This window comes from Methanosarcina sp. DH1, from assembly GCF_020804205.1.
Taxonomy (GTDB): Archaea; Halobacteriota; Methanosarcinia; order Methanosarcinales; family Methanosarcinaceae; genus Methanosarcina; species Methanosarcina vacuolata.
On sequence record NZ_WJBJ01000019.1, the window covers coordinates 296,872 to 308,672 of the forward strand.

Below are 11,801 nucleotides of genomic sequence, written 5' to 3' on the forward strand. Positions count from 1 at the left end.
ACATAATTAAAAATAGGTTCAGGCTAACCTTGACTTCAGACGCATATAGAATGCCAGCAAAAGTCAATAAAGAAGAATGTACGGGCTGTGGAACCTGTGTGGACGAGTGTCCGGTAGAAGCAATCGTTATTGATGAGGACGAAGGTTGTGCAGTTGTCGATGAAGATGAATGTGTTGAATGCGGAGCCTGTGAAGAAGCCTGTCCCAATGAAGCCATAACGATCGAACAACTTGAATGAGTCGGAATTTCACGTTTTAAATAGATTCGACAAAATCCGATTATTCGGAAGAATGGGTACAAAGCTGATCAGTAAAGAAGAATCAATCAATGCTTGAAAGCCATTTCCCATTCCAATTTTCTACTTTGTAAATATCGCCGGTTTGCTCCGCTTGACGAAGGGAGGACTTTTGTTTCATACCCCATTGCCCTCAAAATCGGCTCAGATTCTCCTGATTTCTTGCCATTAAAAAGAACCAGCTTCAGGTTCGGAGCCATATCTTTTAGCATTGAAAATTGGTTTATTTCTTCTTCCTTTATTTTTGTGTCCTCGCTTCCTTGTCTTTTTCCGGCTTTGAAAACATCCCAGAGGCCTATTTTATTGCGTTTCAGGATCTCAAGCCGATTTTGATAATCCATGCTCTGAAGGTCTTCTCCGATAATACTGCCAAGCAGCCTCCAGAAATCATTGCCTGGATGCCCGTAGTATTGATGCTTCCTTATAGAAACGTCTCCTGGGAGAGACCCGATAATCAGGATTTCGGTATTTTCGTCAATGACTGGTGGGAAACCTTGCTTTTTCATTCTAAAGAATCTGGAACTTACGATTATTTCTAACTTTGGGAGCAAAAAAACTAAACTGATCAAAAACTAAACTGATCAAAAACTAAACTGACCAAAAACTGAACTGATCAAAAACTGAACTGATCAAAAACTAAACTGATTAAAAACTAAACTGATCAAAAACTAAACTGATCAAAAACTAAACTGACCAAAAACTGAACTGATCAAAAACTGAACTGATCAAAAACTAAACTGATTAAAAACTAAACTGATTAAAAAACTAAATTAGTTGGAAACTAAACGGTTTGAAAATTAAATTGATTAAAAAATTAAATTTGAGTTATTTGTTCGGACAGGTCTTTGTAATAGTTAAAAAGTTCCTGTCCCCAGACAAGGGCGCTTTTCTCGAAACTTACCATCTCATGGTTATAGTACCTTCCTTCTTTAGAGATCATGGATAAGGAGATAAAGCGATCTGTAACAATGCTGGAAGCGAGCTCAATTTTATGGTCACAGACAAAAAGGTGCGTATTTTCCATGTTTAAGAACTCTTCCACATCTGCCCTGTAGTCGGAAACTAGTTTTTCACATATTTGCCTTTCAAGAACAAGCGAAACCTCAATGCCTCTTTTTGCAAGGTCCAGATATAGACTCGGATATCCGGGGCGGAAAATTGAAGAAATCTCCATGACTGTCCTGGACTTGTAAAGAGGGTCCATAATTTCAGGAGGGTAATCAAAAATGTGGGTTTTCTCAGGTAAAAGCTCTTTACAGCTACCAAGTTCTCCAATTCGGTCCAGCAAGTGAGGAGGAAGAGTCCGCAAATTCTGCCTTGCCCAGTATTCATGGTTTTCGTCGAAGACCCGAAAAGTGGAGAGAAGAGGTTCCATTTTTGGGACAATAAGCTTTCCTCTTACAGAAAGACAATAACTGTCCCCTTTTTGCACCAGCAGCCCTTCTTTGAGAAGGATTCGGATCTGGGCCATTATAGGACTGGAACTGACTTTAAGCCCTTTCTTAATTTCTTCAATTGTCTTTGGCCCGTCCTTCAGGAGTAAAAGCAAATTTTTCCTCTTGTCCGAAAAAAAAATTGTATCTATTAACTGAAGTTCTGTACTCATTCAATATAACCTCCGGAAAGGGATTCTGAAGCGATTCTGAAATGTGGTTGGAGATTCGACTGATGGTTTACACCTGAACAAACTGCCTTACCAACCGCTTACAAATTGCCTTATATATGTTCTTGCCAGCTGGTTTCTCTATTTATCAGTGCAGGCTGAACATCATGGATTCCGGAAAAGCTTCGCTTTCGGCTGTACCAATAAAATTATCGATACATTGCTCGTTCTCGATCTGCCAGGCTCTTGATTTATAGAACTCAATAAGCTCTTTTGCCCAGATTATGGCCTCAGGTCCGGAACAGGACATATACTCGTAATAAAATCTTCCATTGCTGTCAAAGAGAGAAATTATCATCCCACGGTCTGAAACCATAAGTTCAGCCAGCTTGACCCCGTCATTACATACAAAAAGCTCGGTGTTTTCCAGCGTAGCAAGTTTTCTTATCTTCTTTTCATAATTCTGCATAATTTTTTCGAGTACCGACTCAGTGAAAATAAGGGTAATATCTGACTCCAGCCTTCCAAGCCTTGTGTAAAGGGGAAGAAACTCAGGCCTATAGAAAGACGAAAATACCATCAGATAACGTGATGAGGAGAAAAAATTCAAAAGTTCAGTACTCGGCTCAAAAATCTGGCTAGGATCGGGTTCAACCAGCTTGCAGTCCTTCAGGTCTCCTATTCTGTCGAGGAGATACTTAGGAATTCCACTCAGGTCGTGTTCGATCCAGTAATTATCTTGTTCGAGTAAAGTAAGGACATTGACAAGGGACTGAACTTTTTTAAAGACCTGATCTCCCATATCTGTCAATTCATAGCTGCCATTTTTTTGAATAACAAGGTTACTGTCTGTAAGCCGTTTGATCTGGGGTAAGATAGCCGTGGGAGAAACATCAAGAAGGGTCTTAATTTCTTCCATTGTTCTTGGTTCCTCTCCCAAGAGTAAAAGGAGGTCTTTTCTTTTCTGGGAACGAAATACTACATCTATTAACTCGTGTTGCATTCAAACCACTTCTATCGCGTTTTTGTATTAATATAGAATCTCTGTATCATGTGACACTAAAGTCTCCGCACAAAGACAGATGTAAATTCTACCTTCAGTCTGCTTTATACGACCTGAATAGGAAGAAGCGTTTGTGCCATTATTGAGATTCGATATATCCATTTATATAAAAGAGTTTGGATTAATAATTTTAAACGCGAAGGCATCTTGTAGATATAATTCAAAAAGTCTTAAACTAATTTCAGGCACTCATAAAAACGATAGCATTAAATGCATTTTTAAATTTTTACTGCCTTAAATGACAGAATAATCAAGTTGTATAAAATTGAAATAGTAGAGTACGATCATTGAAATTTTTGATAGGCTTTATCTTAATAATCTCATTGTTTAAACAATTTTATCATGTTTCTCCTCACGAATCTAAAACTTCCGGAATCCAAATAATATTTAAATGTATTACAGATTTACCTCAAAAATTTAAGGGCTGTATCTCATGAAAAACGGGCACATAAAATTTCAGGGCAAAATGCTCTGTAATGGATTCAAAATTTCAGACCTCTTATTGTCCTGTAAAAATCAGAAAAAAATTCCCGTCGGTTATGGTATATGTGATAATCTCCCCTAATAATGCTGTAAAGACGTGTCAGCATTAGCAGACACGCGAATTAATCAAAAAGGAAAAGTTCCGGTGAGAAGGAGAAAATTCTTTCGCTGGTAGACTCTGAGTAAAATCTAGAGATCAAATCCTGTAGAACGGATGAACTGTAGATTTCCAGGTCTTAATATCCTCGAAAGAAAAGACTTCACGGAGGTAAAGCCGGAACATCATGACACCGAACATGTCCGGGACTGCAGACCCGGCAACGGTAGTGACCTTTTTGCCAAAAACCAAAACGGAGGTTTAAAAATATGTTGGACTTTACAGAGGCAAGTCTGAAAAAGGTTTTAACCAGATACAACGTGGCTCTGGAAAAGGCATTGACGCCTGAAGAAGCCGCAGAAGAACTCTATCCTAAAGATGAACTTATCTACCCTATCGCAAAGGCCATCTTTGAAGGAGAAGAAGATGACGTTATCGAGGGGCTCCAGGCCGCAATCGAAGCTGGTAAGGACCCAATTAATCTTATCGATGACGCTCTTATGGTCGGTATGGGAGTTGTCATAAGACTTTATGATGAAGGTGTAATTTTCCTCCCCAACGTCATGATGTCTGCTGATGCCATGCTTGAAGGTATCGAGTATTGTAAGGAACACTCTGGTGCTGCTCCAAAAACCAAAGGAACCGTTGTCTGCCACGTCGCAGAAGGTGACGTTCACGACATTGGAAAGAACATCGTTACAGCTCTTCTCAGGGCAAATGGCTACAATGTAGTTGACCTTGGAAGAGATGTACCTTCAGAAGAAGTTCTTGCTGCAGTCAAAAAAGAGAAGCCAATTCTGCTCACAGGTACTGCCCTCATGACAACCACCATGTATGCATTCAAGGAAGTTAATGACAAGCTTCTTGAAAACGGAATAAAGATTCCATTCGCATGTGGTGGCGGTGCAGTTAATCAGGACTTCGTATCCCAGTTTGCACTTGGTGTATATGGTGAAGAAGCCGCTGATGCCCCCAAGATTGCTGACGCAATCATTGCAGGTACAACAGATGTCACAGAACTAAGAGAGAGATTCCACAAGCACTGAGGTGAGTAAAATGGCAGCAAAAAGATACACTTCAATGGCATACGCAAGCGCAGACGAAATGACTTTCGGCGTATCCAAGTACCCTGTAAAGGCAGGTCTTGACCTCGAGATCGGTGCAGGTTACACTATTCCTGAAATTAATTATGCTCCTAGACCTGAAGCTGGTGCATCCAAGGAAAAACTCGTAAAGGAATACGAGAGGATCACCACTGACATTATGGAGAGAATGGTTCAGGTTGGTTTCCCAGCAGTTATCCTCGAAACCGAACACGTTCAGCAGATGTCCAACAACCCTTCCTGGGGAGCAGAAGTTGCACACGCCCAGAAAACCATTATGGAAAAATACCATGATGAATACGGTATAAAATGTGCACTTCGCCACACCATTGGTGACATCCGTGAGAACAGAGAATTCATGCAGCTCAGAGGCGACAAATACTCTGTCTTCCTTGAGGCCTTCGAACAGTGTGCCGAGAGTGGTGCAGACCTGCTTTCTGTAGAGAGCATGGGTGGTAAGGAAGTTTTCGACTATGCAGTTCTCAGGAACGATGTCCCCGGTATGCTCTACGCAATTGGATGTCTCGGCTCCATTGACATGGAAATGATCTGGACCGACATCTCCAACATTGCAAAGAAGACCGGCACTGTTTCTGCAGGTGACACAGACTGTGCACAGGCAAACACTGCAATGTTCATTGGTGGTGGACTGCTCAACAAGAACCTCGCTCACACAATTGCAATTCTGGCCAGGGCAATCTCTGCTCCAAGGTCCCTTGTTGCATATGAAGCAGGTGCAGTAGGACCCGGAAAAGACTGCGGATATGAAAACATCATCGTCAAAGCCATCACAGGTATGCCGATGACCATGGAAGGTAAAACCTCAACCTGCGCCCACTCTGATGTAATGGGTAACCTGGTCATGCAGTGCTGTGACTGCTGGTCCAATGAATCTGTTGAGTATCACGGTGAATTCGGCGGTACAACTGTCCAGTGCTGGTCTGAAACCCTCGCATACGACTGTGCCCTCATGAACACCGCTCTTGAAACCAAGAACGAAAAAGTTCTCAGGGACCTTATGATGCTCTCTGACAGATACAGAGACCCCCAGGCATATGTGCTTGCATACGACAATGCATACAGAGTCGGTCAGGCAATTGTCAAAGACGGAGAAAACATCTACCTCAGGGCAAAGAACGCTGCAGTCGAATGCTGCAACATTGTCGAAGAAGGTGCAGCTGGCAAGCTCGAGCTCTCCAGGTTCGAAACCAAAGCCCTCGCAGACGCAAAGGCAGCTCTCTCAGCTCTTCCAGACGACATGGACAAGTTCATGGACGACTGCTTCACAAAATACAAGAATGAAGTTAAAGTCTTCCTGCCGGAGAACTACGGCCTTTAAGCCGAACCCTCCGGTTCTCTTTTTTTTTAAATTTGTTTTAAATTTGTTTTGAATCTCCATAATTCTTAATATTTCTGGCTGTTTTGTTTTGCATGGTTTTGTCGTTTTCTTCTGTTCTGAGTTCCTGTGTAATTCAATTTTGCATGTACGCGCTTCACTTTTATTCATAGAATTTATAATCACAAGCGTTTCCCCACTTGACCACACTTCACAATGTTTTAGCTCAAGCTTTTTTTAAAGAGTTGCGGTCACGCCGACCATATTGTTGTTGAGGTTTTCGGTCAGGCCTTTTCAAAAAAAGCTTGCAGAACTCGGGCGAGATGTTACCCTAATTAATAGACCGATAAAAAAAGAAAGTAATATATAGAACAACATAATAAAAATAAAATAATCAATGTCGAAATATCGTGCAATTAAATTTGAGGAACAGAATATTTTTTCAGAGCATGAGAATATATCTTTTCAAAACATAAGAATATATTTAATTTAATAATTACATAGAAAAAAAGAAAAAACATATATACATTAGTGGAGTATCGATAATTAGTAGCGTGGGACAAAAAAATATACCATCAGACAAAAAATATACGAACAGACAAAAACCGTGCCATCAGTAAGGAGTTAAAATAATTCTCCCATGTTACTTTTTCTTCCTTTAATTTTGAACTCTTAAAATGATCCCGTTTTAGGGTTAATATGTTTCATTTATGTATGGAAGCTGTTACAGTAGTTCCTCAACAATTTCTAAAGCTGAATTTTTGATCTGTTTTTCCAGGAGAACTCTATCAGGTTGTGTATGAAATAAGCACTCGAAATGACCAGGTTTGTGAATGCTCAATTTACATACTGATTTTGAATACATTACTAATTTTCGATTATTTAGACGGATCAGGAATTATCCGCAAATTCTTTGAAAAAAGCCCGGAATATAGAATTAAAAATCGAGAATTAAGGAGAGAACAAAGAGAAATAAATGTACTTTTAAGGGGGACGGATAAATGAAAATAATTATTCTGATATGTGGAGAAGGGCTTGGTCATACCAGCCGGTGCCTTGCGTTGGGAAAAGAACTCCTTTCTGGCGGACACGAAGTGCATTTCGGAGCATATGGATATTCAAAGGAGCTGGTCGAAAAAACAGGGTATTCGGCACATGAAATCCCTTCAGAAATAAAGCTGATCGGAAAAGCTGGAGCCCTGGATCTTACAAGTTCAATTGAGGCTACCCTTAAAAGTGCTGACATTTTAGGAGGACCAAAACTCCTTAAACTGATCAAAGAGATTGGTCCTGATGTCGTTATTTCGGACAGCTATTATCTGGGAACTCTCGCTGGTTTTACACTTAGAATTCCGGTATACCTCATCCTGAACCAATCAAATATGGAAGAGTTTTTCAAAAACCGTGGAGTATCCTTGAGGCTTCTTGGAGAAGTGACCAGAAAGTTCTATACCCAGATTTTTGAAAAAGTAGATAAAATAATTATTCCTGATTACCCGCTTCCTTATACCGTTTGCAAGAAAAACCTTAATTTTCGGGGTAGAGTTCAGGAAAAGCTATTCTTCAGCGGTCCCCTTATAAAAGAAAAATACGAAGATGTGGAGTCAATTCCCCTTAAGAAACCACATATTGTTTCACTTATAGGGGGCTTCGGATACAGAGAGCCTATTTTCAGAAAGGTGCTTGAAACAGCAAAACTTGAGTCGTCCATTAATTACACCCTGATTTCAGGTCCTTCCCTCGATCCCTCAAACCTGGTTGGCCTGCCAGAAAATGTACAGATTCTTAAGTTCATAAAAGATACATATCCATACCTGAAAAGTTCTGATGCAGTAATAGCTCCAGGAGGGCACAGTACTATGATGGAAGCCCTGAGCTTTGGGATTCCTATCCTTTCTTTTCCTGACAGGGGGCATAGTGAGCAGGAAAATAATGCTGAAGTAATCGAGGAAGAAGGCTACGGAAGGATGCTCAGCTATTCCACGCCTCCTGAGGTCGTACTCGAATGTATTCGGGAAGTCCTTGAGGAAAAAAGATACAGGAATAAAACCGAAAGGCTACGAAGACTTGCCAGAGAACTGGACGGGCCTCGTGCTGTAAGAGAAATGCTTGAAAAAGATTGTAATGAGAAAATTTTGTGAAAAGCCTCTTCAGTTTCCGCAATACTTCTACAAATCCTGCATAATGAAGGAAGTGATCAGGAAAAACCATGATCACTTTTTAATATCACTTTTTAATATCACTTTTTAATATCACTTTGGAATGAGATTCTTCAGATACTTGAAAAGGGCAGCATGGTTTTCGAGCACAAGATCCGCATGCTCAATCTTTTCAGGTTCAAGCATACCTGTAACTGCAACACAGTAAATCCCTGCCCTCTTGGCGGCGGTTATCCCCAGAGGTGCATTTTCAATTACCATGCACTCGTTTTTTGCCAGGTCAAGTTTCTCAAGGGCTTTAAGGTAAGGGTCCGGGTCCGGTTTTCCGCGCTCAAGGTCACTCCCGGTAATTATGACATCAAAACAGTTAGAGAAATACTTATTGACAACTTTATTTACGGTATCAGTATGTGACCCTGAGACCAGAGCGAGCTTGAAATGCCGTTTCAATGCCTTAAGGCAGTCCGGGATACCTTCATAAGGCTTTATCCGATCAAATTCGAGAATTTCACGTTTCTTTTCAGGCAATTGCTCTAAATGCCAGGGTTCAGGCTCCTTTCCGGCCTCTTCGAAAATTGATTTAATTAATCTTTTGTTGTTTGAGCCTTCGAGCTCATAAATGTCTTCTCTGGTAATGTTAATACCAATTTCCTTGAAGGTTTTAACCCAGGCATCGGCCTGGAAACGCATGGAATCTATAAGAACTCCGTCCACATCAAAAATTATTGCTTTTAACATCTATTTAATAGATTGTTATAATCTATAATAAATATTATGAAAAATAAAGTTCTATAATATCTCTATAGAGATCTATTAGGTTGTGATACCCTGATTATTTTTTGAGCAGATTTTTCATTTGAAATACTTCTCGTACAGAATCCCTCCCAGCCAATATCCTAAGAGGGCAAAAAGGAGTGTGCCCGGAACATAAATAGAGGACCCTAATCCCTTAACAGAAAATAATATATTGAAAAATAAAATATAGGAAATTAAGAAGAGAAAAAAGCCAATTATCTCAAAGTATATTTTTGCTGGTTTCAAGTTTTATCTGAGCCCCCTCTCCCCAATCCATAAACTTATAAATCACAAGATCTGGCTTGTTGAACTTTACTTCCTACTTTCTTTCTACTTTCTTTCTACTTTCTTTCTACTTTCTTTCTACTTTCTTTCTACTCTTTCTACTTTTTTCCACTCTTTTTACTTTCTTTCTCCGCCTTACTTGCCTTCTTCTCCTTCTTTCTTGAAATTAAGAGAAATGGAGTTAATGCAGTAGCGTTTTCCGGTTGGTGAAGGTCCGTCTTCAAATACATGGCCCAGGTGGCTTCCGCAGCGAGAACAGACTACTTCTATCCTGTTCATGAAATAACTGGTGTCTTCTTTGAGCCTTACCCTGTCACTGGAAATAACGTCAGAGAAACTTGGCCAGCCGGTTCCGGACTCAAATTTGGTGTCCGAGGAAAAGAGCTCCTGCCCGCAGGCAGCACAGGTGTAAACTCCTTTTTCCTTGTTATAGTACAGGTTGCCGGAAAAGGGACTTTCCGTACCTTTCTTTCGCAGGACGTGATATTGTTCAGGAGTAAGTACTTTTTTCCATTCTTCTTCAGATTTTTCACCCACTTTCTGTTCCATGTGTGAACCCCCTTTGTATATGATTTAGTTGTTCCAGCGATATTACTATTTTTTGAGTCCTTTATATTTCTTGCAGCAGTCTTTGAAGTTATCGTTTTTAAACAAATTAACCCTGGAAAGTTTACTCTGCCTTTTTATTTTCTAGTTCATCGATTCCAAAGTATGTCAGAAATGAATTTTTTGAAAACCACTGAAAGCACGGAAGACACGGAAATCAATAGTAAAGGCGTTTTTCTTCCGTGCTTTCCGTGTTTTCCATGGTTGTAATATCCAGATCGAATCACATGCGTCAGGCTGCGTTCTGTTTTCCCTCCGGAATTTGGATTGGGGCAGGTCTGATATGGAGCGGTTAAAGCCAAAAAAGAGCCATTGAGCGTGGGAAAGTGCTCCTCAAGATTGGTTTTGGGCTCTTTATTCTGGTTTTCGTAATTTTCAAGCTTTTTTTCCAGTATAAGCCGATTTGAAAGCTCAATACTTTAATCTGGCCTATTTAAGGCTATATGCTCTTAAAAGCCTTTAAGAAATATAGTTTTTAGATCCTTCTTGACTTATTCATTCAGAGAAGGCTTGTAATTCCTTTCTTTCTGTAATGCCGTAACTTACAGTTATTTCCAGTAAAAATACGGCTAAAGAATAGTATTTTTGGACAGAGCTCCCTGTAAGTATTTGCCTGCAAGATCTCATCTCAAAAAGTTTTTAATATTTTGGATAACAATTTTCATTTGAAATTTTCGTTTAGTGATATAACTGGAGCTTTCACAATACATAGCCAGGGGAGATTATACGTGCTCCTCACCAAAATTTGCGGTTTTTAGGAAGGTTAATTGGATTTTAACCTGAAAATAAATGGTAATTTTTTTGGAAACACTACTATCTTAGTTAATTGTCTGAAAAAAGGAGGAAGAAGTTCCAGTTTGGTAGTGAATTTAAGAGGACCCTATTACTCTTATTCAGTTAAAAACTCCGAGGTAAGGCATCAGTTCTTATGCTGCTCTTTAAAACCCTGATTCAAAATGAGCTAGAATAAAAACTCGAAGCAAACATACTATGAGTATGTACTCCATGACTCAGCTCTTCGCTTCTATCAGGATATGAGGGTGCCTAAAAGGAACGATGTCAAAAGAAAAGGGACAAAGGTATGAGGAAGATAGAGATATGACCGGAAATGAGAAGGGAATGATAAAACGGCTTGAAAGGGCAGGAAAAGTAAGATGGGAAAAAATATCGATTGGGAAAATGAAAGGAAAAGTGAGCGTAACCAAGCCTGCAGGGACTTCTGTTTTTCTCCTGGGAATCCTATTGCTGGCTGTGGTGATGGCTGAAAGCGGATGTACGGACTATGATTGCGAACGTGGCTCAGGAAATGTGGAAACTATAACCCGTAGCATTGAACCTTTTCACAGCTTGGATTCACGTATTTCAGGAAACGTATTTATTGAGCAAGGGAACAGCAGCCTTAGAATTGAAGCAGAAGATAATATCCTGCCCCTCCTGGAGACCAGCGTGGAAAACGGAGTTCTGGTAATCAATGCGAAAAAATGCATCCGCCCCCAGAAAACTATTAAGATCTATGCAGGGATGGAAGAAGTCCGGAGCCTTTCCCTCAGTGGCTCGGGGGATATTATAGGAACTACGCCGATTGATTCCGAAAACCTGGATCTCGCAATCACAGGTTCAGGTAATATCAAACTGGAGACAAATGCCAGCTCTCTGAAGAGCCTGATTTCCGGTTCTGGGGGTGTCCTCCTGAAAGGCAATGCCTCTTCACATGAAATAAATATAGAAGGTTCGGGAAGTGTTGATGCTCCTGAACTCAGGACCGAGGTGACCAGAGTAAGTATCAGGGGTGCGGGAAATGCAAATGTCTACGCGGACCGGAAACTTGACACTAATATAAGCGGAAGTGGAAATGTATTCTATAGAGGGAACCCGGAAGAGTTCAACACGCAGGTTTCAGGCAGCGGTAAAGTCACAAATAAAGGCAGATAAATTAAAAGCAGATAAATCATCAAGTAAAAAATTAAGTAAATGA

General features: G+C 40.2%; 11 protein-coding genes. 5 read left to right on the top strand and 6 right to left on the bottom strand.

The annotated features are described in order from the left end of the window. Positions 1–50: 50 nt before the first annotated feature. The gene (locus FXW07_RS10185; RefSeq protein WP_229395374.1) at positions 51–239 is read left to right on the top strand and encodes a 4Fe-4S binding protein; all 189 of its coding nucleotides are present in this window, start codon (positions 51–53) and stop codon (positions 237–239) included. An 86-nt stretch (positions 240–325) separates the two neighbouring features. Here the strand turns inward: FXW07_RS10185 and FXW07_RS10190 are convergent, their stop codons facing one another. The 4 genes from FXW07_RS10190 to FXW07_RS10205 form a co-directional block, all read right to left on the bottom strand. Then, positions 326–802 (bottom strand): DNA-deoxyinosine glycosylase, encoded by a 477-nt coding sequence (locus FXW07_RS10190; RefSeq protein ID WP_229395325.1) that lies wholly within the window; start codon positions 800–802, stop codon positions 326–328. A gap of 308 nt (positions 803–1,110) precedes the next feature. Beyond that, positions 1,111–1,902, bottom strand: coding sequence for a winged helix-turn-helix domain-containing protein (locus FXW07_RS10195; protein ID WP_229395326.1), 792 nt, complete (start codon positions 1,900–1,902; stop codon positions 1,111–1,113). 145 nt (positions 1,903–2,047) lie between these two features. After that, positions 2,048–2,902, bottom strand: a complete 855-nt coding sequence (locus FXW07_RS10200; RefSeq protein ID WP_229395327.1) for a winged helix-turn-helix domain-containing protein — start codon at positions 2,900–2,902, stop codon at positions 2,048–2,050. 739 nt (positions 2,903–3,641) lie between these two features. After that, a complete protein-coding gene (locus tag FXW07_RS10205; protein ID WP_229395328.1) occupies positions 3,642–3,794 on the bottom strand; it encodes a hypothetical protein in 153 nt (50 codons plus the stop codon). A 17-nt stretch (positions 3,795–3,811) separates the two neighbouring features. Between FXW07_RS10205 and mtaC the strand changes: the two genes are divergently transcribed. The 3 genes from mtaC (at position 3,812) to FXW07_RS10220 (ending at position 8,122) form a co-directional block, all read left to right on the top strand. Continuing rightward, positions 3,812–4,588 (top strand): methanol--corrinoid protein MtaC, encoded by a 777-nt coding sequence (gene mtaC, locus FXW07_RS10210; RefSeq protein ID WP_229395329.1) that lies wholly within the window; start codon positions 3,812–3,814, stop codon positions 4,586–4,588. Positions 4,589–4,598: 10 nt separating this feature from the next. Continuing rightward, positions 4,599–5,984, top strand: coding sequence for a methanol--corrinoid protein co-methyltransferase MtaB (gene mtaB / locus FXW07_RS10215; RefSeq protein ID WP_229395330.1), 1,386 nt, complete (start codon positions 4,599–4,601; stop codon positions 5,982–5,984). Between the two features lie 998 nt (positions 5,985–6,982). Continuing rightward, positions 6,983–8,122, top strand: a complete 1,140-nt coding sequence (locus tag FXW07_RS10220) for a glycosyltransferase (RefSeq protein WP_229395331.1) — start codon at positions 6,983–6,985, stop codon at positions 8,120–8,122. A gap of 111 nt (positions 8,123–8,233) precedes the next feature. Here the strand turns inward: FXW07_RS10220 and FXW07_RS10225 are convergent, their stop codons facing one another. Together FXW07_RS10225 and msrB are read right to left on the bottom strand one after the other, a co-directional pair. Further along, on the bottom strand, positions 8,234–8,878 hold the full coding sequence (locus FXW07_RS10225; RefSeq protein ID WP_229395332.1) for an HAD family phosphatase: 645 nt from the start codon (positions 8,876–8,878) through the stop codon (positions 8,234–8,236). A gap of 477 nt (positions 8,879–9,355) precedes the next feature. Continuing rightward, the gene (gene msrB, locus FXW07_RS10230) at positions 9,356–9,769 is read right to left on the bottom strand and encodes a peptide-methionine (R)-S-oxide reductase MsrB (protein ID WP_229395333.1); all 414 of its coding nucleotides are present in this window, start codon (positions 9,767–9,769) and stop codon (positions 9,356–9,358) included. A gap of 1,113 nt (positions 9,770–10,882) precedes the next feature. Between msrB and FXW07_RS10235 the strand changes: the two genes are divergently transcribed. Beyond that, a complete protein-coding gene (locus FXW07_RS10235; RefSeq protein WP_229395334.1) occupies positions 10,883–11,758 on the top strand; it encodes a head GIN domain-containing protein in 876 nt (291 codons plus the stop codon). Positions 11,759–11,801: the final 43 nt, after the last annotated feature.

Excerpts from the sequence above, each read along its gene's own strand:
- FXW07_RS10185 (WP_229395374.1), top strand. The coding sequence starts at position 51 with ATGCCAGCAAAAGTCAATAAAGAAGAATGTACGGGCTGTGGAACCTGT.
- FXW07_RS10190 (WP_229395325.1), bottom strand. The coding sequence starts at position 802 with ATGAAAAAGCAAGGTTTCCCACCAGTCATTGACGAAAATACCGAAATC.
- FXW07_RS10195 (WP_229395326.1), bottom strand. The coding sequence starts at position 1,902 with ATGAGTACAGAACTTCAGTTAATAGATACAATTTTTTTTTCGGACAAG.
- FXW07_RS10200 (WP_229395327.1), bottom strand. The coding sequence starts at position 2,902 with ATGCAACACGAGTTAATAGATGTAGTATTTCGTTCCCAGAAAAGAAAA.
- mtaC (WP_229395329.1), top strand. The coding sequence starts at position 3,812 with ATGTTGGACTTTACAGAGGCAAGTCTGAAAAAGGTTTTAACCAGATAC.
- mtaB (WP_229395330.1), top strand. The coding sequence starts at position 4,599 with ATGGCAGCAAAAAGATACACTTCAATGGCATACGCAAGCGCAGACGAA.
- FXW07_RS10220 (WP_229395331.1), top strand. The coding sequence starts at position 6,983 with ATGAAAATAATTATTCTGATATGTGGAGAAGGGCTTGGTCATACCAGC.
- FXW07_RS10225 (WP_229395332.1), bottom strand. The coding sequence starts at position 8,878 with ATGTTAAAAGCAATAATTTTTGATGTGGACGGAGTTCTTATAGATTCC.
- msrB (WP_229395333.1), bottom strand. The coding sequence starts at position 9,769 with ATGGAACAGAAAGTGGGTGAAAAATCTGAAGAAGAATGGAAAAAAGTA.
- FXW07_RS10235 (WP_229395334.1), top strand. The coding sequence starts at position 10,883 with ATGTCAAAAGAAAAGGGACAAAGGTATGAGGAAGATAGAGATATGACC.